Origin of the sequence: Mycobacterium sp. M26, assembly GCF_001494595.1 — a bacterium.
Lineage (GTDB): Bacteria > Actinomycetota > Actinomycetes > Mycobacteriales > Mycobacteriaceae > Mycobacterium.
Genome location: NZ_LN929908.1, coordinates 2,235,127 through 2,260,685, shown reverse-complemented (window position 1 = coordinate 2,260,685; position 25,559 = coordinate 2,235,127). Strand labels below are relative to the sequence as shown.

General features: G+C 68.8%; 28 protein-coding genes. 16 read left to right on the top strand and 12 right to left on the bottom strand.

What is annotated here, in order from left to right:
• The first annotated feature begins 35 nt into the window (after positions 1-35).
• The 3 genes from BN3385_RS20110 to BN3385_RS20100 are packed head-to-tail and all read left to right on the top strand — an operon-like array spanning position 36 to position 3,000.
• Entirely contained in the window at positions 36-680 is a 645-nt protein-coding gene (locus tag BN3385_RS20110; protein WP_059019365.1) for a TetR/AcrR family transcriptional regulator, read from the top strand.
• Positions 677-1,759 carry a DUF1214 domain-containing protein gene (locus BN3385_RS20105; protein ID WP_059019363.1) on the top strand — a complete coding sequence of 361 codons (1,083 nt, stop codon included), beginning with the start codon at positions 677-679 and terminating at the stop codon, positions 1,757-1,759. Before BN3385_RS20110 ends, BN3385_RS20105 begins: the two co-directional genes overlap by 4 nt.
• Entirely contained in the window at positions 1,756-3,000 is a 1,245-nt protein-coding gene (locus tag BN3385_RS20100; RefSeq protein ID WP_059019361.1) for a sulfotransferase family protein, read from the top strand. The genes BN3385_RS20105 and BN3385_RS20100 overlap by 4 nt, the downstream gene beginning before the upstream one ends.
• Here the strand turns inward: BN3385_RS20100 and BN3385_RS20095 are convergent.
• Positions 2,976-3,569, bottom strand: a complete 594-nt coding sequence (locus tag BN3385_RS20095; RefSeq protein WP_156432822.1) for a restriction endonuclease — start codon at positions 3,567-3,569, stop codon at positions 2,976-2,978. The two genes, BN3385_RS20100 and BN3385_RS20095, sit on opposite strands and share 25 nt — an antisense overlap.
• An 88-nt stretch (positions 3,570-3,657) precedes the next feature.
• Between BN3385_RS20095 and BN3385_RS20090 the strand changes: the two genes are divergently transcribed.
• A complete protein-coding gene (locus BN3385_RS20090) occupies positions 3,658-4,620 on the top strand; it encodes an LLM class flavin-dependent oxidoreductase (protein ID WP_059019357.1) in 963 nt (320 codons plus the stop codon).
• Here the strand turns inward: BN3385_RS20090 and BN3385_RS20085 are convergent.
• Both BN3385_RS20085 and BN3385_RS20080 read right to left on the bottom strand, forming a co-directional pair.
• Positions 4,617-5,603 carry an IS481 family transposase gene (locus tag BN3385_RS20085; protein ID WP_059015898.1) on the bottom strand — a complete coding sequence of 329 codons (987 nt, stop codon included), beginning with the start codon at positions 5,601-5,603 and terminating at the stop codon, positions 4,617-4,619. The genes BN3385_RS20090 and BN3385_RS20085 overlap by 4 nt on opposite strands.
• 108 nt (positions 5,604-5,711) lie before the next feature.
• The gene (locus tag BN3385_RS20080; RefSeq protein ID WP_231748779.1) at positions 5,712-7,484 is read right to left on the bottom strand and encodes a sulfatase family protein; all 1,773 of its coding nucleotides are present in this window, start codon (positions 7,482-7,484) and stop codon (positions 5,712-5,714) included.
• Between the two features lie 88 nt (positions 7,485-7,572).
• Between BN3385_RS20080 and BN3385_RS20075 the strand changes: the two genes are divergently transcribed.
• The 3 genes from BN3385_RS20075 to BN3385_RS20065 all read left to right on the top strand — a co-directional run bounded on the left by BN3385_RS20075 (position 7,573) and on the right by BN3385_RS20065 (position 9,416).
• A complete protein-coding gene (locus BN3385_RS20075) occupies positions 7,573-8,220 on the top strand; it encodes a TetR/AcrR family transcriptional regulator (protein ID WP_059019352.1) in 648 nt (215 codons plus the stop codon).
• Between the two features lie 170 nt (positions 8,221-8,390).
• Positions 8,391-8,825 (top strand): STAS domain-containing protein, encoded by a 435-nt coding sequence (locus BN3385_RS20070; protein WP_059019350.1) that lies wholly within the window; start codon positions 8,391-8,393, stop codon positions 8,823-8,825.
• Between the two features lie 42 nt (positions 8,826-8,867).
• Positions 8,868-9,416 (top strand): Rv1352/Rv1906c domain-containing protein, encoded by a 549-nt coding sequence (locus BN3385_RS20065; protein ID WP_231748778.1) that lies wholly within the window; start codon positions 8,868-8,870, stop codon positions 9,414-9,416.
• 4 nt (positions 9,417-9,420) lie between these two features.
• Here BN3385_RS20065 and BN3385_RS20060 read toward each other — a convergent pair whose 3' ends face one another.
• Positions 9,421-10,209: a CDP-diacylglycerol diphosphatase gene (locus BN3385_RS20060; RefSeq protein ID WP_231748777.1), complete on the bottom strand. Its 789-nt coding sequence runs from the start codon at positions 10,207-10,209 to the stop codon at positions 9,421-9,423.
• Positions 10,210-10,327: 118 nt separating this feature from the next.
• Between BN3385_RS20060 and BN3385_RS20055 the strand changes: the two genes are divergently transcribed.
• Genes BN3385_RS20055 through BN3385_RS20045 form a run of 3 tightly spaced genes read left to right on the top strand, consistent with a single transcriptional unit; the run spans position 10,328 to position 12,662 of the window.
• Positions 10,328-10,735 (top strand): TOBE domain-containing protein, encoded by a 408-nt coding sequence (locus BN3385_RS20055; RefSeq protein ID WP_059019348.1) that lies wholly within the window; start codon positions 10,328-10,330, stop codon positions 10,733-10,735.
• Positions 10,732-11,508 (top strand): molybdate ABC transporter substrate-binding protein, encoded by a 777-nt coding sequence (modA, locus tag BN3385_RS20050; RefSeq protein ID WP_082690559.1) that lies wholly within the window; start codon positions 10,732-10,734, stop codon positions 11,506-11,508. Before BN3385_RS20055 ends, modA begins: the two co-directional genes overlap by 4 nt.
• 17 nt (positions 11,509-11,525) lie before the next feature.
• Positions 11,526-12,662 (top strand): alkaline phosphatase family protein, encoded by a 1,137-nt coding sequence (locus tag BN3385_RS20045; protein ID WP_059022202.1) that lies wholly within the window; start codon positions 11,526-11,528, stop codon positions 12,660-12,662.
• On the opposite strand, the gene BN3385_RS20040 is transcribed toward BN3385_RS20045, so the two are convergent.
• Entirely contained in the window at positions 12,653-13,915 is a 1,263-nt protein-coding gene (locus BN3385_RS20040) for a diguanylate cyclase domain-containing protein (RefSeq protein ID WP_059019346.1), read from the bottom strand. The genes BN3385_RS20045 and BN3385_RS20040 overlap by 10 nt on opposite strands.
• 104 nt (positions 13,916-14,019) lie before the next feature.
• On the opposite strand from BN3385_RS20040, the gene yaaA reads away from it, so the two are divergent.
• The 3 genes from yaaA (at position 14,020) to BN3385_RS20025 (ending at position 16,682) form a co-directional block, all read left to right on the top strand.
• On the top strand, positions 14,020-14,766 hold the full coding sequence (yaaA, locus tag BN3385_RS20035; RefSeq protein ID WP_059019344.1) for a peroxide stress protein YaaA: 747 nt from the start codon (positions 14,020-14,022) through the stop codon (positions 14,764-14,766).
• A gap of 25 nt (positions 14,767-14,791) precedes the next feature.
• Complete coding sequence (locus tag BN3385_RS20030) at positions 14,792-15,394, top strand: class I SAM-dependent DNA methyltransferase (protein WP_059019342.1); 603 nt, start codon at positions 14,792-14,794, stop codon at positions 15,392-15,394.
• Positions 15,395-15,560: 166 nt separating this feature from the next.
• A complete protein-coding gene (locus BN3385_RS20025; protein WP_082690557.1) occupies positions 15,561-16,682 on the top strand; it encodes a GGDEF domain-containing protein in 1,122 nt (373 codons plus the stop codon).
• 13 nt (positions 16,683-16,695) lie between these two features.
• On the opposite strand, the gene BN3385_RS20020 is transcribed toward BN3385_RS20025, so the two are convergent.
• Entirely contained in the window at positions 16,696-17,088 is a 393-nt protein-coding gene (locus BN3385_RS20020) for a nuclear transport factor 2 family protein (RefSeq protein WP_059019339.1), read from the bottom strand.
• Positions 17,089-17,118: 30 nt separating this feature from the next.
• Positions 17,119-17,397 (bottom strand): Rv2628 protein family, encoded by a 279-nt coding sequence (locus BN3385_RS20015; RefSeq protein WP_231748776.1) that lies wholly within the window; start codon positions 17,395-17,397, stop codon positions 17,119-17,121.
• 182 nt (positions 17,398-17,579) lie between these two features.
• Between BN3385_RS20015 and speB the strand changes: the two genes are divergently transcribed.
• Positions 17,580-18,578, top strand: a complete 999-nt coding sequence (speB, locus tag BN3385_RS20010; protein ID WP_059022198.1) for an agmatinase — start codon at positions 17,580-17,582, stop codon at positions 18,576-18,578.
• An 18-nt stretch (positions 18,579-18,596) separates the two neighbouring features.
• Here speB and BN3385_RS20005 read toward each other — a convergent pair whose 3' ends face one another.
• A complete protein-coding gene (locus tag BN3385_RS20005) occupies positions 18,597-19,730 on the bottom strand; it encodes a hypothetical protein (RefSeq protein WP_059019336.1) in 1,134 nt (377 codons plus the stop codon).
• Positions 19,727-21,064: a hypothetical protein gene (locus tag BN3385_RS20000; protein WP_059019335.1), complete on the bottom strand. Its 1,338-nt coding sequence runs from the start codon at positions 21,062-21,064 to the stop codon at positions 19,727-19,729. The genes BN3385_RS20005 and BN3385_RS20000 overlap by 4 nt, the downstream gene beginning before the upstream one ends.
• On the opposite strand from BN3385_RS20000, the gene BN3385_RS28705 reads away from it, so the two are divergent.
• Positions 20,984-21,148, top strand: a complete 165-nt coding sequence (locus tag BN3385_RS28705; RefSeq protein ID WP_197415341.1) for a hypothetical protein — start codon at positions 20,984-20,986, stop codon at positions 21,146-21,148. The genes BN3385_RS20000 and BN3385_RS28705 overlap by 81 nt on opposite strands.
• Before the next feature lie 53 nt (positions 21,149-21,201).
• Complete coding sequence (locus BN3385_RS28310) at positions 21,202-21,852, top strand: hypothetical protein (RefSeq protein ID WP_197415243.1); 651 nt, start codon at positions 21,202-21,204, stop codon at positions 21,850-21,852.
• 5 nt (positions 21,853-21,857) lie between these two features.
• On the opposite strand, the gene BN3385_RS19990 is transcribed toward BN3385_RS28310, so the two are convergent.
• The 3 genes from BN3385_RS19990 to BN3385_RS19980 all read right to left on the bottom strand — a co-directional run bounded on the left by BN3385_RS19990 (position 21,858) and on the right by BN3385_RS19980 (position 25,481).
• Positions 21,858-23,207, bottom strand: coding sequence for a CHAT domain-containing protein (locus BN3385_RS19990; protein ID WP_059019332.1), 1,350 nt, complete (start codon positions 23,205-23,207; stop codon positions 21,858-21,860).
• A complete protein-coding gene (locus tag BN3385_RS19985; protein ID WP_059019330.1) occupies positions 23,198-24,886 on the bottom strand; it encodes a hypothetical protein in 1,689 nt (562 codons plus the stop codon). The genes BN3385_RS19990 and BN3385_RS19985 overlap by 10 nt, the downstream gene beginning before the upstream one ends.
• Before the next feature lie 97 nt (positions 24,887-24,983).
• On the bottom strand, positions 24,984-25,481 hold the full coding sequence (locus tag BN3385_RS19980; RefSeq protein WP_059019328.1) for a lipoprotein LpqH: 498 nt from the start codon (positions 25,479-25,481) through the stop codon (positions 24,984-24,986).
• Positions 25,482-25,559 lie beyond the last annotated feature (78 nt).

Here is a 25,559-nt window from a genome sequence, read left to right as displayed (position 1 = left end):
GACAATTTACGTGACACGCTGGAACATAAATCGCCGTGAGCGCTACCGCGGCCGACAGACCGGCCCCGGAGCCGGCATCGGAGCCGGTACGGGGGCGTCCCCGCGACCCCCGGACCGATGCGGCGATCATGGCCGCCACCCGCCGGCTGCTCACCGAGGTCGGCTACGACCAGGTGTCGATGGAATCGATCGCCCGCGCGGCCGGGGTCAGCAGACCCACGATCTACCGCCGCTGGCCCTCGAAAGCGCATGTGGTCTTCGAAGCGGCCTTCGGTACGGCTGCCGACCCTGATCTGGTGTCGCGAACCGGCGACTTCGACACCGACCTGCGCGAGTTCGTCCGCCGCACCGTCGCGTTCTGGCGACAGCCCGTCGTCGAAGCCGCCACGATAGGCATCCTCGCCGACTGGCACCGGGACCCCGAACTGCACATCCGCACCCAGCGACTGCTCGACGACATGATCCGCGGTGAACTGGCCGCGCTGGTTCGCGCCGGTGCCGAACAGGGCGTGGTCCGCCCCGATGTCGACACCGACACGCTGTTCAACACCGTCGTCGGCACGGCCTTCTATTCGACGCTGGTCGACGGACGAGGCAGCCCCGAGCACCTCGCCGACACACTCTGCTCGCTGGTACTGCGAGGCGTACAGGCACACCGAGAGGACAAGGACGCACGATGACGACAGATGCTGTGGGACAGGAACTTTCGACGGCCTTCCGCGACCTGCTCGACGAGGTGGCGGCGATCGAGAGCAAGATCCTGGGCGCCGATCCCCCACTGGACGAGCCGGACGTCATCGATGGTTACCGTCTGACGTTCAGCCTGTTACGGGTGGCGGTGGACGCCTACGTGTGGGGCGACAAGGACAACCCGCGCTTCGTCGACGTCATCGGCCCCTATCAGCGGTGGGGCGGGGACAACTCCGACGCGTTCTACCAACTGGCCCCGATCGACCCGAACCGCACCTACCGGGTCACCGGTAACCGTGGCGACTCGGTGTACCTGTCGATCACCGTCTACGGCGGCCCTGATGACGGGCACTACAGCAACCGCATCGTCGGCACCATGAACGACCGCTCCCTGGAGTTCGACGAGGACGGCAACTTCGAATTCATGATCAGCCCCGACCCACAACCCGGCGCCTGGCTCAAACTGGAGCCCGATGCCGTCGTCGCACTCACCCGGGACTATCTGGAGAACCCGGAGACCGATCGGCGGGTGCAGTGGACGATCGAGGCGATCGACCCGCCGGCCCGCCTGGTCGAGACCCGCACCGACCTGATCCGCCGGCTACGGTCGGCGAAAACCTGGTTGACCGACCAGGTTTCGTTCATCCCCACCAAGGTCGAACCGCCCAACGAGATCGCCGAACCGTATCCGGTCCCACAGCAGACCTTCGGGTGGGCCGCGGGCGATGCGGCCTACGCGATGGGCGCCTACGAGCTGGGCCCCAACCAGGCGCTGATCATCGAGGGCACCTCACCGGAGTGCGTGTTCTGGAACCTGTGCCTGTGGAACCCCTGGCTGCACACCTACGACTACACCTACGAACGGGTCACCATCAACGGCGCACACGTCACCTACGAGCCGGACGGATCGTGGCGCATCGTGGTCAGCGATACCGACCCGGGCCACCCCAACTGGGTCTCGACGGCCGGGCGCCGCAAGGGGCTGATCTGGCTGCGCTGGTTCCTGCCATCGGAAACCCCGAAACGCCCGGTCTGCCGGGTGGTCGACGTGGCCGAGGTCAGCGCATGACCGCCGGGGTGACGCGACCGGCGCCCATCCGGTTCACCGACCTGGCCGATCCGGTGTATCCCGAAGCGGCGTGGCCGATGCGCGAGGCGCTGGCCGGGTACGGCACGATCCTGGAGTTGACGCCGGAGGCGATGCTGGCGGCCGCCGCCGAACGCACCGGACTCGACGACTTCGGCGATCCGGCGTTCCGGGAGCGCCTGGAGGTGCTGTGTGCGGCCCTGCGCGAGGAGGCCGGCCTCTCCGATGTCGGTGTGGCGGTGGTCTTCGAGCAGCTGGTCGGCAATCTGGTGAACCGGCTCCGACTGGAAGCTCTGATCACGGCTCATCCGGAGATCGAGGATGTCGAGATCGCCCGGCCGATCATCATCTGCGGGCTGCCCCGCACCGGCACCACCCACCTGCACAACCTGATGGCCGCCGACCCGAACCTGCGGTATCTGCCGTACTGGGAGAGTCTGGAACCCTTCCCGGCGCCCGGTGACGATGAGCAGGCCCGCCGCGACCGATGTAGCGCCGGGCTGGAACTGGTCAACACCTCGATGCCCGAGTTCAAGCGGATGCACGACATGACCGTGGACCACGCGCACGAGGAAATCCAGATCCTCGCCAACGACATCTCGACAATGCTGTTCGAAACCACCTACTACATCCCGACATTCGCCGAGTACTACAAGTCGCACGACCAGGGACCGTCCTACGCCTACCTCAAGCGCAGTCTGCAGGCCATGCAGTTCCTGCGCGGCGGTACCCGCTGGGTGCTCAAGTCGCCACAGCACCTCGAACAGTTCGCCACCCTGTACGCCACGTTCCCGGATGCGACATTCGTTGTGACACATCGCGATCCGGTGGAGGTGACCCGGTCGATGGCCACCATGATCGCGTACTCGTCGCGGATGGCCACCGCCGCGCCCGACCCGCACCGGGTTGGGCGGTACTGGCTCGGCCGAGCCGGTGACCTGTTCGACGGCTGCCTGCGCGACCGCGACGTGCTGCCCGCCGACCAGTCGATCGACGTCCGGTTCAGTGACTTCATGGCCGACGAGCAGGGCACCCTGGCAGCGATCTACGAGCTGGCCGGGCAACCCTACGACGACGAGGTCCACGCCGCGATGGACACCTTCATCGCCGAGCATCCGCGGGGCCGCTACGGCGAGGTGATCTACGACCTGGCCGACGTCGGACTGGATACCGACGAGGTGGCTGCCCGGCTGAAGGGCTACCGCGACCGCTTCGTCGGCTGACGCGGGCTGCGGGCCAACCGCGCCAGGCGGGTCCGATCCACCAGCGTGCAACCGTGGACCTCGGCCAACTGCTGGGCGGCTGCGGTGTAGCGATGGTTGGTCACCACCATCGTGGTCTGGCACTCGTAGACGGCCGCACCGGCGACGACCTGCTGGATGGCGGCACCGTTGACCACCCGGCCCTGGCGTTTGCACTGCACCGCAGTGCGCACGTCATCCCGGGTGGCGATCAGGTCGACCCCGAAATCGCCTGTCGCCTTGGTCATTTCGACGGTATAGCCGCGGCCGCGCAGGACCGCGGCGACGTAATGCTCGAACTCCACCCCGGTCATCTCGTCGACGGCGGCCTGCCCGGAGGCCCGATACAGGGCGTCGAGCCGTCGGTCCTGCCGGTCATCGAGATAGGCCAGCATCGCCCGCCACGTGCTGACCAGCGCGATCACCGCGGTGATGGCCGCCAGCACCCACGCACCGCGGTTGAGCAGGCCGGCCAGGGCCAGTAGTCCGGTTGCCGCCAGCCACAGGCCCAGCCACTGCAGGCCGGTGTTCATGCTGGAGTCCTGGCGCACGCCGACACCGTAGCCAGTCGCACCGACATCGCGGCGCCGCAACGGGACTCCTCTGCCAAACCGTGACCGGAACCCATACAGTGCGGGGATGGCGTTCGCGGTTCTCCGGTTCAACTTCGCCTCCCCCGGCGGCGATCCGAAGGTCCAGGGCGAACTGCTCTCGGCAGCACTGGAAATGGCGCAGTATGTCGATACCCGCGGCGTGGCCGCCGTCAGCGTCGACGAGCACCACGTCACCGGGCACGGCTGGAGTTGCAACCCGGTGATGGTGGCCGGGATGCTGCTGGCCCGTACCCGCTCCATCATCGCCAGCATCGACTGCGCGCTGGGGCCGCTGTGGAACCCGGTCCGGATGGCCGAGGACATCGCCCTGGTGGACGGGATGAGCCGCGGCCGGCTACACACCACCGTCGGACTGGGCTACCGGGAAGCCGAGTACACCACTCTGGGCGTCGATTTCGCGCGGCGCGGCGAACTGATGGACACTGCGCTGCAGACCATGCTCGCGGCCTGGTCCGGCGACACCGGGGTGGTGTCGGGCACCTGGTCGCGCCCGCACCCGCCGTTGTATGTCGGGGGTGGGGTGCGTGCCACCGTGCGCCGCGCGGTGCGCTTCGGCCTGCCGCTGAGCCTGCCCGATCACCGGCCCGACCTGGCGGCGTACTACGCCGAGCTGTGTGCCGAGGCCGGGCAGCGGCCGTTCGTGATCATGCCCGCCGAGGTCAACCGCGGCATGATCTATCTGCACGAGGACCCCGAGCGGGCGTGGGCCGAACTCGGCGAGCACATCCTCTGGGAGGCCGTCACCTACGGCCAGTGGTCCACCGAGACCCGGTCCCTGATGCACCTGCCCGGCGTGCAGACCATCGAGGAGGTCAGGGCCTCGGGGCGCTACCGCTTCCTGACTCCCGAACAACTGATCGAGGAGCACCGGTCCGCCGTCGATTTCGGGCCGATCACACTGCATCCCCTGGTCGGCGGGATGCCGGTCGAGGAGGCCTGCAAGTCCGTGCAGCTGTTGACCGATCGGGTCCTGCCCGCGCTGTCCTAGATGTACTGACCCGAGAGGTTAGGTACGCGGCTGGCGGGGGGTTGTCCTCCGAGTGCGGTGTGGCCGCGGTGGTGATTGTAGGTGTGCAGCCAGATGGCGAACTCCGAGCAGCGTTCGGCGTCTGTGCGATAGAGCCTGACGTAAGCCCATTCGTCGGCCAGAGTGCGGTGAAATCTTTCGACTTTGCCGTTGGTCTGCGGTCGATAGGGGCGTGTGCGACGGTGCTCGATGTCACCGAGTGCGTCATGGAAAGCGTGGGAACGGTAGCAGGAACCGTTGTCGGTGAGGACTTTTCGCACGGTGATCCCGTGGTGGGAGAACCAGCTGTTGGCGCGCCGCCAAAACCCGGCGGCGGTCTCTTTGCGTTCGTCAGCCAGGATCTCGCTGTAGGCCAATCGGGAATGTCCATCCAAAGCGGTGTGCAGAAAGTGGTATCCGCGCACTGGGTTGCGGTGGTTGTTGGTCAGACCGGTCTTGTCGGCTTGGGAGTTGCGGTGGCCCATTGATCGGCCGACCATGCGCCATCCTCCGCCGGCGGGGATCTTGCCAAGCTTCTTGACGTCGATGTGCACCAGGTCCCCGCAGCGGGCCGGTTCCATGCGCCGGATCACCCGGCCGGTGGGCCGATCCAGCCAGCTCAGCTTGGCCAGGCCGTAGCGGGTCAGTACTCGGTGCACGGTAGACGGATGGATTCCGAGCAGATAGCCGATCCGCGCCGGCCCCCACCGGCGGATAACCCGCACCTTGATGATGCGGCGCTCGGTACGAGTAGGAGTCTGGTGGGGGCTGTGATGCGGACGTGAACTGCGATCAGCCATGCCAGCTTCACCCAGTGCGCGGTAGCGGCCAGCCCACCGCGACGCGGTGGTCACCGCCACCTGGAATCGTTCAGCCGCTCGCCGAAGCGGCCAGCCGTCCTCGACGACGCAGCGGGCCAGACGCAGACGCCCAGTTTCCGACAAAGGGGCATTACGGTGGGACACGAAGACCTCCGAGGTGAGTTGGTGCGTTCCTAGACAGCTCGCACTTCACTCGGAGGTCTTCGTCATGTCACCACGCCACGCCGTCACCAACGTCCGTGGTCAGTACACCTAGAGATCCAGGCGGTCGATCGTCCACTTGATGTGGTCGAAGTGCGGCATCTCGCGGCCGTCGTCGACCCCGATCTCCTGCTTGATCAGCGCCTCGAGTTTGGCGCTGGACGCCAGCACCAGCTCGGCGTTCTGCCCCTTGGTGGCAGCCAGATTGGTCATCTCGGCCGGATCGCTCTGCAGGTCGTAGAGCTCGACGTCGTTGAACCGGTACAGCTCATCGAGATCACGCGGCAGGTTGCGCTGTGTCGGCGCGAAGTAGCGGGTGAACTTGTAGCGCCCGTCGAACATCGTGCGCAGACTGCCCCGCTTGTTCAGGTCGGGCCGATAGCCGGCTTCGGCCATCGCCTGCTTGGGGTCTTTCTTGGCGGCCTTGGCATCGGCGATGATCCGGATGACCTCGCTGTCGTTGGTGGCCAGCCCGCTGTAGGTGAACAACAGCGCGTCGCGCACCGTGTGCTCGTTGGCACCGCGCGGATTGCCCAGTGCCGCACTGAAATCCCGGCCCGGCAGATCCCGGCCGGCGACCTCGCCTTCGTTGCCCCCCGTCACCCCGGCGAAGGCCAGCAGGCTCGGGGCCAGGTCGATGTGGCCGGTCAGCGAGGAGACATCCTGTCCCCCAGCCACATCCGGGTGTACGACGTGCATCGGAAGGTGGATGGCCTCCTGGTAGGCGAACGGCCCCTTGCCGCGAAGGCCATGTGCGCCGCCCATCTCACCGTGGTCGCTGGTGAACACCACGATCGTGTTGTCGGTCAGCTTGAGGTTGTCGAGCTCGGCGAGCAGCAGCTGCAACTGCTGGTCCACACTGCGGATGCTGTTGAGGTAGAAGTCGGAGAAGCGCCGCCAGCGCTCCTCCTCGGGTGGGATGGCGCCCAGCGCGTAGGCCCAGGCCTTGAGGTATTCGCCGTGTGCGGCGGGCCGGCCCGGCTCGTCCATCGGCTGGGCGAGGCTCTTGGGCAGCGCGGTGTCCCAGGTCTTGGCGTAGAGCTCGTTCTCCGGTGCCCGGGCGGCCTCCATCAGCAGCCTGCCGGTGTCCTGGACGTTCTGTCCGGGGGCATCGGTGTTGAAGTACATGATGTCGTGCGGGTTGACCAGGCTGACGAACAACGCCCAGGGCTTGTTCTCGTCGGCCAGCGACCGGCCCTGGTCGCGCAGCCACGACACCGCGCTGCCGCCGATCATGTTGTCGTAGTGGTACCCGCCGAGGGTGTGGGTCAGGACGTCGCCGGGCCAGACGTAGTCGGAGAAGCCGTAGGCATCCATCTCCTTGGTGAACAGGTGGTCGGGCTGCTCGGTCTCGAAGGCGCTGTTGAGATGCCACTTGCCCTTGTAGGCGGTGTAGTAGCCGGCTTTGCGCAGCATGTCCCCGACTGTTGGGATGTCGGTGCTCATCGAGTTGACGTAGGGCATGTCGACGTTCTCGAACATCCCGTTGTCCGGTGTCTGCAGTCCGGTCAGGATCACCGCGCGCGAACTGGTGCACATCACGGCCGGGCAGTAGTGGTTGGTGAAGGTGACGCCGTCGGTACGCAACCGCTCCCGGCCCGGCAGCGACATCCCCGCCGGCCACTCGGAGAAGTAGCGCTCCTGATCGGTGAAGACGAACACGATGTTGTGCTTGGCCGCCGACGGAAGTCCGGTCTTGGGCGCCGACGGCGTGCTCGCCGGTTTGGGTGCGCAGGCCGCCGCAGCCAGTGAGGCCCCGGCCAGCGAGACGCCGGCCATGGCCAGGAAGGTCCGCCGGCTGGTTCCTTCGGGAGTAGGTGTCACGCGGTCGCGCCCCTTCCATTGTTGATGTAGCGATACGTACACTAAGGTCGTGTTGTTGCCCGGTCAACCATGCGAGGATCGGCAGGCCATGTCCGAGGAATCACGATCGACGCCCGCGCGCCCGGCTCGGCGCACCCGGGCCAACGGCGACCGGTCCCGCGAACGCATCCTGGATGCGGCCACCGAGGTCGCCACCGAGCGCGGCTACGACGGGACCACCATCTCGGCGGTGAGCAAGGCCAGCGGCCTGCCTCCGACCTCGATCTACTGGCATTTCACCGACAAGGACGACCTGATCGCCGCGGTGATCGAACGCAGCTACCAGCGCTGGATGGGCGCCCTGAGCCTGCCCGAGGGCGCCGATGCCGCCCGCTGGGCCGGCCAGATCGGCACCCAGGTGGCCAAGGCGCTGCAGGAGGCGCCCGACTTCCTGCGACTGGGGCTCAAACTGGCGCTAGACCGCCGCCCGGTCGAACGCCGCGCGAAGCGGGAGTTCCTGCAGAGCCGGGCCAGTACGTTCGATCAATTCGCCCGGCTGATCCGCCAGATCGCCCCCGAACTCGACGACGACAAGGTCGATCTGCTGACGACTTATCTGATCGCCGGGGCCGACGGGTTGTTCATCGTGGGTGAGATCGACGACGATCCGGACCGGTTGGTCGAACTCTTCGAACTGCACGCGACGCTGGTCTTCCAGTCGGCGATCGATCTGGTCGCGGCCCGCCGTCGCTACTGATCAGTAGCCTGCCGAAGTTGCCCGACGACCGTCATCGGCGTGAAAGTTGGGTTCTTACCAGAGTTTTAGGCAGTGCTCCCTGGGGCCTTAAATTTGCGGCATACGTTTCATCGGTGGGGAGGCCACACGGCATACCCGCATCCGCAACACTGACCGGAATGAGGCTGCACATGACGAGTTTCACCTCTCGCTACGGCAACCCCGCTGTTGATTACAAGGGTGCGCACGTTCGGGCCCACTTCCGGCATGTCGCGACGGTGGCGGCGATCAGCGGTCGCGTCGACGCCTCCAACGTCGATCACCTGACCGAGTTCGTCCAGCGCTTCGTCCTGGCCGACCAGCCGTTCGTGCTCGACCTGAGCGGCGTGGATTCCTTTACCCCGCAAGCGCTTCGGCTGCTGTTCGCTCTCGATGACCGGTGCACCGCCGTCGGTGTCGACTGGGCGGTGGTCGCCAGCGAGGCCGTCAAGCGCCGGCTGCGGATCCGCAACAACGACGTGCTGTTCCCGGTGGTGGCCTCACTGGCCGAAGCCGAGCACGAGTTCGACGACGCGATCCTCAACCGCCGCCGCTTCCTGCTGCCGCTGCTGAGCAAGACGGCCTGAGCGAAAACCGCCGGGTTCTCCGGCGCGCGTACCCTGATCGTCGTGGGTCAAACATCTGTCATCCTGACCGCTGCGTCGCTGACCGCGGTTGCGGTGCTCGTCGGAGCCGGTGCGGCCGGAGCTGATCCGGCGACGCCGGATCCCGTGCCGGCACCGTCCACGTCGACGACCGCTCCGAGCGTGCCCGCCCTGTCACTGCCCGCTGCCAGCTCGCCGACCACCACCCCACCGGCGGTGCCTCAGTCGGCGATGGACCACAACGGCACCTACACCGTCGGTACCGACATCGTCGCCGGCACCTACTCCTCGGCCGGTCCGGTCGAAGGCGACAAGTGCTACTGGAAGCGGGTCGGCGGCCCGGACGGCGCCACCACCCTGGACAACGCGCTGAGCGGAAAGCCGCAGATCGTGCAGATCGAGCCGACCGACACCGCATTCAAGACCAACGGCTGCCAGCCGTGGCAGCTCACCGATGCGCCGCCGCCGAACGAGAACCCGCCGTGGTTGTCCGGCATTCAGCTGCGCCACTACCTCGACGTGATCAACGGCCTCTCGGGCGCGTCCGGCAACGGCCAGCTGCCGCCGTCCTGACCTGCTACTTGGCGGTGGCGCCGCTGGGCGGCAGCGGCGGCGGGCAGTAATCGTGGTCCTGCAGCTGTTCCCCGCCTGCGAAGTCGCCGGTTTCTCCGTCAGCCCGGTCGGCGAGCACGATGAATCCGGGCTGCCCGGCCACGTCGTCAGCCCCGACGATCACCAGCGTGTAGCTGCCCATATCGGTACGCGCCCCGGCCAGGCCGTCGGCCAGCAGGGTGAACGGGTTGACGGTCAGATCCGCGCCGGGAACGGTCATCGCCCAGTAGGTGTGACCGGCCAGCGGCGCCGGGAACGGCGCCCAGGCCGGGCCGATCGCGGCGGCCTGGGCACGCAGCGCCGCCCGCACGTCGGCGCGAACGCAGTCGATGTGGATGTGCAACTGGTTCTGCGAGCGCGAGACCTCGGAGTTGACCGCCAGGCTCACCCAGTCCCGCGGTAGCGTGCCGCCGGCCCGCTGCTCCGTGAAGGCCCGGGCCAGCCACGCCTCGGCGAAATAGTTGGTGGCACCCGGTTCGAGGAGCTCAGGACTTTCGATTCCGGTGATGCGCGCCGTGGGTAGCAGCAGGTATTGCCGGTCGCCGTCGATGTCCTTCATGACGGCGTAGCCGTACCGCTCGCCACCGTCGAGGTTCACCTGCGCGCACGGAGCCGGATCGCGATGCGCGAATTCGTCGGCCACGCAATGGTCGTGCACGATCGTCCAGAGTGCGTTCGGGTCGGCGTGGGCGGGCACAGAGCTGATGAACACCATGGCCACCGCCGCCAGCGCAGCGCATGTCTTGCCGGGCACCGTCACACCCTACGGCCCACTGCGCCCGATATGGCGGTGGCGCTACTCTGCCATCCGCAGTCACGGCAATTCAGCTCTGATTTCTCCGTATTTGCGGATCATTCGCTAGGCTGCCCTGGTGCCCCAGCTCAGAATCCGCGAGGCCGCCGAACTGCTCGGCGTCAGCGACGACACAGTCCGCCGCTGGATCGATGACGGCGCCCTGCCGGTCAGCAACGACGCGGGCGGGCCCAAGACCATCGACGGTGCTGCGCTGGCGGCCTTCGCCCGCGAGAACGCCTCGACCGCGCCGAAAGATCCGCTGTCGGTGGCCAGTTCAGCGCGAAACCGGTTCGCCGGGCTGGTGACCCGAGTGGTCACCGACACCGTGATGGCCCAGGTCGAGATGCAGTGCGGCCCCTTCACCGTGGTCTCGCTGATGAGCAGCGAGGCGGTCCGCGACCTCAAGCTCGAGCCGGGCAGCGTCGCGGTCGCGGTGGTCAAGGCCACCACGGTGATCGTCGAAACCCCGGGAGGCCAGTCGTGAACCGCGTCCTGCCCGCCCTTGCCACCGCATTGACCCTGCTCGCGCTGCCTGCGTGCGGGTCCGAGAAGACCTCACCGGCACCAAGCTCCAGTGCCACCGGGGACACGCTCATCGTGTTCGCCGCAGCCTCGTTGAAGAAGACCTTCACCCAGATCGGCGAGGAGTTCAACAAGGCCAATCCCGGCTCCTCCGTCGAATTCTCGTTCGCCGGCTCCTCCGATCTGGTCACCCAGCTGACCCAGGGCGCCCACGCCGATGTCTTCGCCTCCGCCGACACCAAGAACATGGACAAGGCGTCCGCCGCCGGACTGCTCGCCGGTCAGCCGGTGAACTTCGCGTCCAACACGTTGACGATCGCCGTGGCACCCGGAAACCCCAAGCAGATCACCAGCTTTCGCGATCTGACAAAGCCGGGCGTCACCGTAGTGGTGTGCGCACCACAGGTGCCGTGCGGGTCGGCCACCCAGAAGGTGGAGACCGCCACAGGCGTCGACATCGCCCCGGTGAGCGAGGAGTCGTCGGTCACCGACGTGCTGGGCAAGGTCACCAGCGGCCAGGCCGACGCCGGCGTGGTTTACGTCACCGATACCGCCGCCGCCGGTGACAAGGTGACCGCGGTGGCTTTCCCGGAAGCAGCCGGTGCGGTCAACACCTACCCCATCGCCACCCTGTCTCAGGCTAAAAACCCCACGCTGGCAGGCAAATTCGTTGATCTGGTAACCGGGCCGACCGGTCAGCAGATTCTCGGAGAGGCCGGGTTCGGCAAGCCCTGATGTGGCAGGCTCGGGACGTGGATCTGCCCCGCCCCGACCCCGACGTCCCGCACCTGGCCGACGTGGTGCCCGCGGTGCTGACCGCGATGGGAGACCACGGTTTCGACTCCCCCATCGCGCTGCCGGGCCCGATCGCCGGAGCATGCGTGCTGCTGATCGACGGGCTGGGCGCTGAACTACTGGACACCTATCGCGCCGACGCACCGGTGCTGGCCGAGCTCCGTGGCCCGACGCTGACGGTCGGGTTCCCGTCGACTACGGCCGCCGGTCTGGCCGCGATCGGAACCGGTTGCGCTTCCGGCGGTCACGGCATGGTGGGCTACTCGTTCAGGCTGCCCGACACCGGGGTGATCAATGCACTGCGCTGGCGCCCGCACCCATGGGGTGAGGATCTACGTGAGACGGTGCCACCGGAGACAGTGCAGCCGCTGCCGACCACCTTCGAGCGCGCCGAGTCCACCGGGATCGCCGTCAGTGTGATCTCGGGTGCGGAGTTCACCGGCTCCGGGCTGACCCGTGCGGTGCTGCGCGGCGGCCGCTACGTCGGGGTGCACGCGCTGGGTGACCTGGCCGCACAGGTGAACGCCGCGGTGGCCGCCGGCGGCTTCTGCTACGGCTATCACAGCGAGCTGGATCTGCTCGGTCATCTGTCCGGCCCGGGCTCGCCGGCCTGGCGAATGCAGTTGCGCCAGATCGATCGGCTGGTGGAATCCGTGGTCGCCGCACTGCCGCCGGGCGGGTTGCTCGCCGTGGTCGCCGATCACGGCATGGTGGCCGTCGATAGCAAGGAGTCCGTCGATATCGACAGTGCGCCAACACTTCTCGATGGTGTATCGGCGGTGGGCGGCGAACCGCGGGCCCGTCACGTGTACACCGCCGACGGCGCTACGGACGACGTGCTGGCGGCCTGGCGGCAGACACTCGGTTCGCGGGCGTGGGTGCTGACCCGCGACGAGGCGATCGACGCCGGCTGGTTCGGCCCGGCAGTAGCCGACCGCGTCCGGCCCCGCATCGGTGACATCGTGGCGGCCGCCCGCGACAACGCTGCCCTGCTGCGCCGCACGGTGGAGCCGGGTGAGTCCGCCCTCATCGGCCACCACGGCTCGCTGACCAGCGCCGAGCAGTTGGTCCCGCTGCTGCTGGCCTACGGCTGAGCGGACTGCCGCAACCGGGCCTTGTTCCGGTACATGTCCGCATCGGCACTGCGGATCAGGTCCTCGAGATCGTCGGTGGGACCCCAGGTCCAGCCCACCGATGCCGACAACCAGACGTCGAGCGAGCCGACCCGGTAACGCCCGGTCACCAGTGTGGCGATCCGGTCGGCCAGCGCAGCCACCACGGCGGTCTCGTCGGCTTCGGGCACCAGCACGATGAACTCGTCGCCGCCCAGGCGGAACACCGAGTTCGGCGCAAGCACCCCGCGTCGCAGTCGCTGCGCCACCTCGGCGAGCACCTCGTCGCCGGCCGCGTGGCCGTAGTCGTCGTTGACCCGCTTGAAGCCGTCCAGGTCGGCGAAGATGATGCCGACGGGTGCGGCCGGTGCGGCCGCGCGGTGTTCCTCGATCCGGTTCACCAGGGCATGCCGGTTATGCAGGCAGGTGAGATGGTCGGTGACCGCCATCCGGGCCAGTTCGGCCTCCGCGCACCGGCGGGCGGTCACGTCCTGGAACTGGGCGATCACCACATCGTCGGCGCCGTACTCGGCGCCCGGTGCCAGCACCGCGGTGCGCTGCAACCAGATGACCGAGCCGTTGCTGCGGACATACCGGCGCTCCGAGGAGATCTGCTGGACCGCGCCGGCCAGCAACGCCTCCATCTCGTCCTCGCCGGTGCCCACATCGTCGGAGTGCACGTACGCGCGGTAGTCGGCCCCGGCCAGCTCCTCGGCGCGGTAGCCGATCATCTGGCACAAAGCCGGGTTGGCCCGCAGCACCCGCCCGTCGGTGGTCAGCACCGCCTCGCCGAACGGAGCGTTAGCCATGCTGATCTGGAAGAGCTGCAGTGCCGCGTCGCGCACCCGCTCGGCCTCGAGCCGGTCGGTGATATCGACGGCGTGGCAGTAGAAGCCGCGGACCTCCCCATCGATGATGTCGGGAATGTAGGACGCCTCGAACTGGCGGGGCCGCCCGAGCGGGTCGGTCAGCGTGGTTGTGAACACCTGGGCGTGACCCTCGAGGACCGCATCGACGTACGGCTGCACCGCGGCGTAGACCTCGTCGCCGACGATCTCGCGCATGTGCCTGCCGCGGCTCTCACCCGGCGCCAGCCCGAAATATTCGATGTAGGTGTCGTTGGCCAGAAGGTTGCGCCGGTCCCGATCCCAGTAACCGATGATGGCGGGCAGTCGGTCGATGAGCAGCCGCAGCCTGCGGACGTCCTCCGCGGCGGAGAGCTCTTCATCGAGCACTGAGCACGCCCCCAATACAAATCCGCGCACCACCGCCGCCCAATTTACCCTGCGGTCAAATGGGGGTAAAGGAACCGGCGCGGCGGGCATTAAGGTACTGCGTCGTGATCGTGCTGCTGCCGCCGTCGGAGACCAAACGGGCCGGAGGCGACGGCCCTGCGCTGCGGCTTGACGCGCTGAGCTCCCCTGACCTGACCCCGCTACGCACCGCACTGGTCGGTGAACTGGTGGACCTGGCCGGCGATGTCGCGGCGAGCAGGAAAGCGCTGGGCTTGTCGGCCGCCCAGGACGCCGAGATCGAGCGCAACGCCACGCTGCTGACCTCGCCGACACTGCCGGCCATCGAGCGCTACACCGGTGTGCTCTACGACGCGCTCGACGTCGGGTCCCTGCGCGCTACCGAGGCGGCCCGGGCCCGGGCCCGGCTCGCCGTGGGCTCGGCGCTGTTCGGGGTGGTGCGCGCCGACGACCTGATTCCGGCCTATCGCCTGTCGGCATCCTCCAAGCTGCCCGGCAGCCCGACGCTGGCGTCGCGGTGGCGGCCCGTACTGGAACCAGTGCTCGCGCAGTGGGCCGCCGATGAGCTCGTGGTCGACCTGCGTTCGGGTTCCTATGCGGGGCTGGGCAAGGTGCCCGGCGCCGTGCGCGTGGACGTCCTCGCCGAGCATCCCGACAGCCGGCGCACCGTCGTCACCCACTTCAACAAGGCCCACAAGGGCCGGCTGGCCCGGGTACTGGCGGCCAGCAGGTCCGAACCCGGCGATGCCGCGGCGGTGGCGGCGGTGGCGCGCCGGGCCACGATGCGCGTCGAGCGCGACGGCAACGAGCTGACGATCGTCGTTCCGGCCTGACCCGGGCCTCTGCGACGATGGTGCGATGAGCAACCGTTGGCAGGAGTCCACCGCGCCACGCGGTGACGACTACGACGCACGCTGGCGGTCGCTGGCCGAGGCCGGGCAGAACATCCACGGCGAAGCCGACCTCGTCGAACACCTGATGCGCCCGTCCGGTGCCCGCTCGGTGCTGGACGCGGGCTGCGGAACAGGACGGGTCGGCATCGAATTGGCCCGCCGGGGATTCGCGGTCGCCGGGGTCGACGCCGACGCCGGCATGTTGTCCGCGGCCCGCCGCAAAGCGCCCGATCTGGACTGGGTGCAGGGCGATCTGGCTGATCTGGGTGCTGGACTGCCCGGACCGTTCGACCTCATCCTGCTGGCGGGCAACGTGATGATCTTCCTGGAACCCGGCACCGAAGACCGCGTGCTGGCCGGCCTGACGGCCCGGCTGGCGCCGGGGGCACTGCTGGTCGCCGGTTTCAGCGTGCGGCCCGACCGGCTGCCCGTCGAGCGCTACGACGAGCTCGCCGCGGCGGCCGGGTTGGTCCCGGTGTCGCGGTGGTCGACCTGGGATCGCCAGCCGTTCGCCGGCGGCGACTACGCGGTGTCGGTGCACCGGGCCGCCGGTACGGGCGGCGGCTGAATCCCGGCGGAAATCCGGCCGAAAATCCCAGCTGCCGGTTTTTATCCCGCGAGGGTGGTCAGCGCTGTCTGTGTTCGCTAGGCTCGGTCCCCGGCCATGGCCAAAAGGTGTTCGGGGATTGCTGGGCATCCGCGAAGCCGACGGGAATCGTTGAGGGGAACTGCGCATGAGGTTGCCGTGGGTGGGCCGCAGCCTCAACCAGTACTACACCCTCACCGCGATGCTGGCCGCCCGCGGCGCCCAGACCTTCACCTCCCGCGTCATCGCCTCGTTCCTCATCGCGCTGGGCACCATGCTGCTGGTGGTGCTGGTCAGCCCGCTGCCGCTGCATCGGCCGGCCGGCCCGCCGCTGCTGGGTGCGGTGGTGGCGGCGTGTTTCGTCACGGGGGCGATCTGGTTGCGCCACCGGTGGCCGACACGCACCGAGTCCGCCCTGCTCGCCGGTGGTTCCATGATCGGCGTTCCGATTGCCTGCCTGGTCCCGGTGGACCCGATGTTCGGCATCGTGGGCGCGCCGTCGTTCGCTCTGATGATCGGCTATGTCGCTCTACTGCACGGGATGCGGCTGCTGAGCGCGATGATCACGGTCGCGGTGCTCACCGTCGGTTATCTGGCGATCAAGGTGGCCGATCACGACGTGCTGATGGCCGTGGTGTCGACGGTGATGCTGTTCCTGCTCTTCGCGTTTGCCGCGTTCTCCTGCCGGCTGGTGGTCAGGTTGACCGGGACGGCGGTCGGTCCGGACGGCTTCGAACCGCTGACCGGGCTGCTCAACCGGGAGTCGTTCTACGAGCAGACCGCGACCCTGCTCGCCTCCCGTAATCGCGACGATGACCGCTACCTGGTGGTGGCCGTCGTGAACATCGACAGCTTTGCGGCGATGGTCAGCGTGCTGGGCAATCGCGGCGGTAATCGGGCCCGGATCGCCGCCGGCCAGGCGCTGCGGGAAACGGTGCGGCGCAACGCCATCGTCGCGCACATCGGCGAGGCCGAGTATCTGATCGCCGACACGTTCACCACCACCGATCCCTCGCCCCTGGTCGAGCGGGTACGCGGCGCCATTGCCGCGACCCCGACCGGGATGACGGCCAGTATCGGGGTGGTCGCCACGCCGCTGCGGCCCCTGGTCGAGGCTCCCCCGCACGATGTTCTCGACGAAATCGTGGCGCTGGCGACGACGGCGATGTACGACGCCCGCCGAGCCGGCGGCAACCAGGCCCGCTATATCGTGCGCCCCACGCTGAGCGTGGTCGACGAGGACGACGAACCCGAGACGCCGCTGCTGTGACCGGAGGTCGCGCTCAGCGCTGGATCGCGTTGGGCGGGGCACCCACGGACTCGGGATCCACCTCCACCGCATAGGAGGTGATGCTGGCGATCCGGTCGCCGGTGAAGGTGTAGAGGTAGCAGGTGGCCACAGCGGTCACCGAGTCTCCGCCGGTGTACCGCCCGTGCACCTCGACCACCACGGTGTCGCCCTGCTCGACCGTCAGGCAGTGCTCCCAGCTGGGAGTGGTCTCGCCGATGCTGCCCGCGGTGTCCCGGCACGTTCGCGCCACCGCATCGGCACCTTCGAGCACCGAGTAGCCCACGATCGTCCAGCGCACATCTTTCGCCAGATGCGGCAGCGCGTCGGCGAAGCGGTGCTGGGAGAAGGCACGCGCGATCTCGACGCGATCCACGGTTTCGCTCATCTGCTGACCGTAGCGCGGCGCAGAGCGGCTTCACGGCGCAGTGGTGATCTCCACGGCGAGGTGATCGGCGATGGCCTGCGCCGCCGCCCAGTCGCCGCCACGCAGCGCAGCGGCCAGCTGGTCGACCAGCGGGCTGTGCACCCCGAGCTCGGCCAGCCAGCCCGACACCGTGGCGGCGATCTCATTGACCGTCACCGTCACCGTCCGGCCCTCGTGCAGCCGGTCGGTCAGCCGGAAGCTGGGCGGGCCGCCGCGACTGCGCGTGGACTGTCGATGGGATCCGAACCCGTTGCGCACCAATCGAAACATGGCGTTTCCTCCCCTTGCGCCGGTGTTCTACCACTGTCCTGCCGCTCGGGTGCCGCGGCCAAGGGCACTAGGTCCCCCACCGGATGGGGCCAACGGCACCGCTCATCTGCCCGCCCGGCGGTATTGTCTGCCGAATGAGCTCCGGCCATGACCACAAGCCCAACCGTGAACTGCCGCCCGGCATGGCCGAGCAGTTGGATCTGCCGTACGCCGGCGTCGCGTCGTTCGGTAACCGGCCGTTCCTGACCGAGCCGGAGCAGCTCGATTCCTGGCAGCCCGACGTGGCGATCGTCGGCGCACCCTTCGACGTGGCCACCACCAACCGGCCCGGTGCCCGGTTCGGCCCGCGCGCCATCAGATCCACCGCCTATGAGCCCGGGACCTATCACATGGACTTGGGCCTGGAGATCTTCGACTGGCTCGAGGTGGTGGACTTCGGTGACGCGTGGTGCCCGCACGGGCTGACCGAACAGTCCCACGCCAACATCCGCGAACGCGTGCATACGGTGGCCTCGCGCGGCATCGTGCCGGTGATCCTCGGCGGTGACCATTCGATCACCTGGCCCGCGGCCACCGCGGTGGCCGACTTCCACGGACACGGCAACGTCGGGATCGTGCACTTCGACGCCCACGCCGACACCGCCGACATCATCGACGGCAATCTGGCCAGCCATGGCACCCCCATGCGGCGGCTGATCGAATCCGGGGCGGTCCCGGGAACCCACTTCGTCCAGGTCGGGCTGCGCGGCTACTGGCCGCCGCAGGACACCTTCGAGTGGATGCAGGAGCAGGGCATGGTCTGGCACACCATGCAAGAGATCTGGGACCGCGGTTTCAAGGCGGTCATGGACCAGGCGGTCAGCGAGGCGCTGGCGAAGGCCGAAAAGCTCTATGTATCAGTCGATATCGATGTGCTCGATCCTGCGCACGCCCCCGGTACCGGAACCCCCGAGCCGGGCGGTATCACCAGTGCCGACCTCCTGCGGATGGTTCGGCAGCTGTGCTACGAGCACGATGTGGCCGGGGTGGACGTGGTCGAGGTGGCACCGGCCTACGACCACGCCGAGCTGACCGTCAACGCCGCGCACCGGGTGGTGTTCGAGGCACTGGCCGGGATGGCCGCCCGTCGCCGCGATGCCGCCAAGGCCAAACCGGGACCACCGTCACCGCTGGCGACCTAGTTTCCCCGGCCCCCGAATCTAGTAGTCCGATTCGGCGGCCAGGATCTCGGCCAGGAACGCATCCGGGCGAGGACTGGCCAGTCGATCCCTGGCGAACCGCCGGATCCGCGCGCGGACCTCGGCGGGCTCGTCGACCTCGACCCCGACGATCACCGTGGTCGCCGACCAGTCGGTATCCCAGGCCAGCGACGGAGTAACCGGGCCGCCCGCCTCGTCGACCAGTGGCAGCGTCGCGCGACCCTGGCTGTCGAGCGCGCCTTCGGCTCGAATTCCCTTGCAACGCAGTGCTACCGGGATCCCTTCCGGGGACTGGCGGCCCAGGGTGAGAGTGCTGAGCACAGCGGTGGCCTGTCCATCCTGTACGGCGATGGCCCAGCCCACGGTGTCGTCGGCGGCGTCGAACACCGCGGCCGGCACACCGCTGAAGGTCGTCGACGCCACCCCACGGGCGATCACCTCGACCGGATCGATACCCACTCCGCGGCCCGCGGCCAGCGCATAGTCGTCCTGGCGGCCGGGCACCCCGGACGACACGGCGAGGTCCTCGATCGCCTCGGCCACCGCGGACCAGCCCGGCGCGTCCAAGCCCATCTCCTCGACCAGATCAACACACCGGCCGGCCAGTTCCACGATCCGGGGATCACCGGAAGCCACCAGCAGTTCGACCGCGGCGGCGTGCGGGGCGAGCAGTTCGGCCACATCCGAATCCAGTGTGCCGTCGCCGAAGAAGTCCTCCGCCTCGACCGTGGCCACCGCGAGTTCGGCATCCAGCAGGGCCGGATCCAAGCCGGCGATCGCCTCCTGGATGCTCTCCGGCCAGAACCGGCGCAGCCAGTGGCCCAGCGCCAGCCGGTGCAGCGGCGCCAACGAGCCCGGCAGCACGTCGAGGCCGGGCAGTTCCACCGCCGCCGCGTCATCCGGCGGGGCGCTGCCGGTCGCCTCCGCAAGTAGCCGGTGGCCGGACTCGCCCACGATGCGCCACAGCCAGTCCGCCCGGGCGGGGTCGGTCAGGGTGATCTGTGCGGCGGCCCCCGGTGGCGCGTCAACCGTCCAGGACAGCACCGCACCGTCGACCTCGATCACCGCGGCCAGCGGCACCGGGGCCGGCGCCGGACCGGTGCTCCACAATCCGGAATCCACCACCAATTTCATTGCGCCACCTGCACTTCCAGCATCGCCTTGATGCGCTGGCGGTGATCGAGGCTGACCGAACGGGCCACTCCTTCGAGCAGAGCGCGGATATCGTCGACATCATCGCAGGGCTCCTGCCAGACGTCGCGACCGTGCAGACGGGCCCACAACCGGCTCAGGTACGGCCGTGCAAAAGCTGCCAGGTCGTCGACGACGGGTCGCTGGCGCGGATGCATCGGCTGCCCGGCTGCCAGTGCACGGCGGGCGTGCAACACATAGGCCTCCTTGCGCAGCCGGGCCTGGATGGTGGCCGCCAGACCGTAGCGGGCCACCGCCTGCTCGTCGAGGGGCCGAAGCTCACCGGCCACCTCGATGCCGACGACGAGGGTGGCCTGCTTGTCCTCGCCCAGGAAACCCCATGGCGCGCAGGCGCGGTCGACTTCTTCTGCACACAGCAGCGGAACGTCGGGCAGCTCGTCGCGGTCCAGGGCGCGGCGCAGAGTGGCCCGGACCCGGTCCACGACACCGCGATCCAGCGGCCGCTCGGCGTCGCCGTCAGCGGTCAACGGGGGCGCTTGCAGCGGCAGCTGCGAGGTCAGCCCCAGCACCACGATGGACCACGGCAGCGGCGAACCGGCGACGCGGGCGCCCGCCCCCAGGTTGTAGGGGGTGGCATCGGCGATCAGCGCGCTCCACACCCGTTGGCGGGCAACGGTTTCGCGATGGGAATCGGCGGGACCGAGGACCGTCGTCAGGCCGGCGAAGAACGGTCCGGTGATGGTGTCGTCGGGCCGTACGTCACCCCAGCTGTGCTGTAGCTGACGGGACAGCCGCGCGACCACCTGGGGGTTGGCCAGGTGCCGGTTGAGCACCTCGACGTCGGTGCGGTCGCGGTCCTCGTGTAGAGCGCGCAAGGTGGCCGCGGCCACCTCCGCGCCATCCTGGGCGGGCGCGCCCTTGGTGACGGCCAGCTCGAAACACACCGGAAAATAGAGGTCCTGGGCGTTGCCGGAGGTGACCCGCAGCCGGCGGCGCTCGGATTTCATCAGTGCAAACCAGGCCGCAGTGGCACGCAACGTCTCGGCGTGCTCGGCGATCAGCCCGGTCATCTCGTCGGCGACCTCGGTGGCGACGAACGGCGCCGAGTAGGCGGCGTTCACGCGCAACCTGAGCACCAGCGGGTCGAGGATGCGTTTGACGGTCCGGCGCAGCGGACCGCCGTCGTCTCCGCTGAGCACCTCGACACCGGGACCGATCGCCCGCCACCAGCGTCGATGATGCGTTTGACGGTCCGGCGCAGCGGACCGCCGTCGTCTCCGCTGAGCACCTCGACACCGGGACCGATCGCCCGCCACGCAGCGTCGATGACCGCCCGCCGCGGCACGGCCGCGCCGGCGGTGAGCACCGATCCCGGCCCGGCGTCCATCCCGTCAGAATAGAGCCCCGGCAAAGTTGGGTTCGGTAGTGCGGCCGCCACGGCAACCTTCCCCGCATGTCTGACACCTTGCTGGGCGCCATCGCCGTCGTCTCCGCCATCGCACTCGCCACGATCCTCGTCGCCGCCGGTCTGTGCGGCCAGCCGCCCCGGACGCCCCGGCGCCGGAGCCCCGCCGCCCGGGCGGTCGCCCTCGGCACGGTCTGGGCCGTCGCCGACTCCGCCGACCCGCTGGTGGTCATCGAAGTCGAACGTGTCGACGGTGAACGGTTCGCCGGCCGGCTGTGCCACCGCGAGGGCGACCCGGCCGTGTCGGCGCTGCGGCCGGGGATGATCCTGCTGGTGTCCTTCGACCCGCAGGCCCCCGGCCGGCTGTCGCTGGCCGATGACGTGGTCGCCGTGCGGGCGGCGCAGTCCCCGGTGCGCCGCGGGCTGCTCACCGACGACCAGCTCGACCTCATCCGGCACGGCACCCGCTCCTCGGGTGTGGTCACGGGAATGCGCACCACCGGCAGCGCCGGCCACGATCTGCGCGAGGTCGAGCTCGACGTGATGGTCCGTCGCCGCGGGGGTGGGCAGTTCCCGGCCCAGGAAACCACGGTGGTGCCGGCCTCCTCGCTGCCCCGGCTCTCCCCCGGCAGCATCATCGACGCCTACTACCGCCCGAAGGACGAGAGCGCCGTCGCGGTGTGCCTGCCGAGCACCTGACCGGTTCACCGCGCACCATCCACCGAGAACGTCACCAGCGCCGCCCAGTACAACGGGCTGGCGCTGGTGTCACCGTCCCGCCAGCGCCGCATCTGGCTCCGCTGCCAGCGGTTGAGGGCCACGATCGCGTCATCCTGTTCATGGGCCTCGTCGACGGCGACGACCACGTCGGCCATCGGGTCCTCTAGGCGCCCGGCAAAGCGCCGGTAACCCGCCGTGGTGGGCAGTGACCACAGTGTCGCGGTGACCAGTTGAGCGCCGCACAGCACCATGGCCGCGACCAGTCCGGTGGCCTCGTCGAATTGGTAGTCACCGCCGGAGCCGCAGGCAAGCAACGCCACCCGCGGTGGCATCGGCAACTGCGCGGACATCAGGTCGGCCGCCAGCAGTGGGCGATGGTCCCCGACCGGCTCGGCCGCACCGGGCAGCGCAGACGTGCAGGCCAGGTGGATGGCGGCGCGGTCGGCATAGCCGTGGGCCCGGTCGGCGGCGCTGGCATGCCCGACGTAGAGCAGCCGACCCGGATTCCGCTGGAGCTGGGAGGCCAGCCAGCCGCGGTCGGCGTCGCTGCGGCGGAACAGCTCGACCGCGGAGTCGGCATCCGGGAGCACCGCGCGTTCGGCCATCACCTGGTCGAAGTGCTGGGAGAGCCGGCCCTGCGCCGACGGCCGCCCGAGCACGGAGCCCAGCGCAGAGTCGGGACGCTGGCCGGGCACCCGCGGATCGAGCACCAGAAGTGCTGCAGCGCTTTCCCGTTCAGACCAGCTCACCGATGCCCGGGGAGCGTGCGCGATATTCGGCGGGACTGCCATCGCCACATCGGCCAGCTCCATCAGCCGGTGCCCCTCGGTCAGGGTGCCGATATCGGCGAGCTGCCACGGGATGCGGGCCGCCCTGGTGCCCTTGGTGGTGATCGCCTCGGCCCGTGCGGCAACCAGCTCCTCACGGCTGGGACCGGCGAGCGGCACGGCCAGCAGCCCCCACGGGATACGGGCCAGCCGCGCGCTCGGCGAGATGTACAGCAGCGGGCGGGGATCGGATACGCAGTCGGTGAGCAGCTGCCAGGCCGGTGCGGGGATCAACAGCACACCGAGGATGTAGGCCAGGGTCAGTTCGCGGTCCGGGCTGGCGAACGGACCCGTGGTCAGTGCCCGGTTGAGCGCATCGGACAGTGTCTCGGTGCCGTCGGGATCCGGCAACGCGCCCTGCAATTCCTCGATGGCCGCCAGCAGGATGGGTTCCTCGACCACCCAGGTGACCGTCTGGTCGGGGCGCCCGACGATGCGCAGGCTGCCGTAGGTCGCGACGCCGAGATCGGCGAAGCGCAGGACGAGCGTGGTGGTGGTCATGGCCATGTCGTCCAGACCGGTCCGTCGGAGGTGACGATCTGGCCGTAGCGGGTCTGCGCCAACTGCCGGTAGTGCTCGAGGATGGGTCCGCGGGTGGGATCCATCTGCAGCGCGGGCAGCGGTCCCAGGGTGGTCAGCGTGAGGGCGTCGACCGACGACCCGGCCGCGGCCAGCGCCTCCTCCACCGCGGTGTCGGCCACCACCGTCGTGGCGACCGCACCGTCCCACGTCGCTGACTCGCCGAGCGGCTCGTGGGCGAAAGTTCCTCGGGCACTGTGATATTCGACGAGCTCACTGACCAGTTCGGTGTTCTCCCACTCCCAGGCCACCGAGAACGCGCCGGCCAGCATAGCGCCCGACACGTGGGCTCCCCAGCGCCAGCGGGATTCGGCGTCGAGCATCGAGTACCGCACCGAATCGACGGCCAGTGCCGCCGGGATCTTCAGCTCCGCGGCTCGTTCGAGTTTGGCCATCGCGCTGCGGTGCGCGTCGCTGCCGGGCTCGACGTGCATGACTCCCAAGGCTGCGGCCTGCCGGGCCTCGGTGGCCTGGTAATCGTCGGTCGGTTCACTGATCCCGTCGAAGCCCATGTCCGCCAGCGCATCAGCGCGCCAGATGTTGCCGAGGTGGTCGTCGAGCCGGGCGTACTGCAGCCAGCTCGAGCGCGGCCACTGATCCAGCAGTTCGCGGGCCTGTGCCACCAGTTCGACGGCCTCGGCGAACCGGCCCCGGAACACCGAGATCCAGCTGCGCTGTACCAGGATTCGGTGGATGTAGAGCGGCTTGCCGAGCTCACGCCAGTGCCGTTCGGCATGCGACCAGGATTCGTCGGCAGCCTCGACCATGCCGACCCCGAGCCGGGTCAACCCGAAGTACAGCCAGGACCGCGAGACGTCATGGGCGCGGTTGCCCTCGACGATCACCGGATAGGCGCCGCCGACCAGTCGCTCGGTAGTCTGGTGATCGCCCCGGATCCAGCTCGCCGCGGCCGTCTCGAGTTCGGCTCGCGCGCAATACAATGCCCAGTCCCGACGCTGTGCGCGGGCACCGGCCCGGCGCAGCCACTGCTCCCCCTCGTCCAGCCGGCCGGTCTCGACGCAGAACCGGCCGTAGGCCAGACCGCCGGCGACGAGCAATTGATCGGCGTCATCGGACGGTTCGGCCAGCTCGTCGATGACCGGAATGATGCTGCGCCACAACGCTGCTGCGCGGGCGTGCAGATCGTCATCGGCCAGCGCGGTCGCGCACAGCACACCGGCCAGTGCCATCAGATGCTGCCGCTCGGCCGCCAGGTCGTCGAATCGTGCCACGCAGTCGTCGTCGCCCAGAGCAGCCAGCTCCACGGCGGCCTGCTCGTGCTCACCGCGCGCCGCGACCAGCCCCACCCGCAGGAACTGCGCTCGCATCCGGTAGCGCGAGACCATCCGGTCGATCTCGGATCCGGGTGGGGCCGGGGTGTAGCCGGCCAGGCAGTCCGCGATCCGGCGCAGGCATTCTTCGGTGCCGTCGTAAGCCGTCCGGTTCAGGTACAACTCGCCGAGGAGGGCGAAGGCCTCCAGCGCCAGATCGTCGCGCTCCTCGCGCTCGATCTCGGGCAGCACCGCGAGCAGAACATCCTTGGCCGCTTCCTCTTTGGCGGCCAGGATGAGCTGGCGAGCGCGCTGCAACTCGCCGGGGATCGACACGGCGCAATCATAGGGCGGCCGCCCCGCCAAACTGGACAAACGCCGGGATGGCGGACGTGCGTGACACGTCCGCCATCCCTCCCCTTGCTGGCTCACCTCAACTGCAGGTGACGGTGATCTCGAACTTCTTCGTGATCATGCCCGCCATCGGGTTCTTCATGTCCGCGCCCGCGGCCTCACCGCTGATGGTGTAGGTGTTGCCGTCAACCTTGACGTCGGCAGAACCAGTCTTGACTCCCATGGTGTCGCTCACCGCGAGTGCGTTGCCATCGACGACCATGCCCAGCGACGTCACCTTCGGCGTCGGTTCGTTGGTCATGACCACACCGAGGCCCTGCTGCCCGCCGATCGCTCCACTGGCGATGTTGATGTTGCCGCCCTGCTTCACGCACGTCACCGTGCTGGTGTCCAAACCCGGCAGGTCGTTTCCCTCGACCTTCACCGAGGTCTTGCCGCCGCTGGCCACCGTGGCCGACGCCGGGGCCGAGGCGGACGCCGACGTGCTGCCCTTACTGCTGCTGTTGTTGTCGGAGCAGGCCATCAGCAGCATGCTGCAGCCGATCACGCCGACACCGACCGCGAGAACTCGTTTCACCTGTATTCCCTTCGCTCATGTCCGGTCGCCTTGGTGGCGCCGTCACGAGCAAGTACAGAGGTGACCCGCGGCTACCGA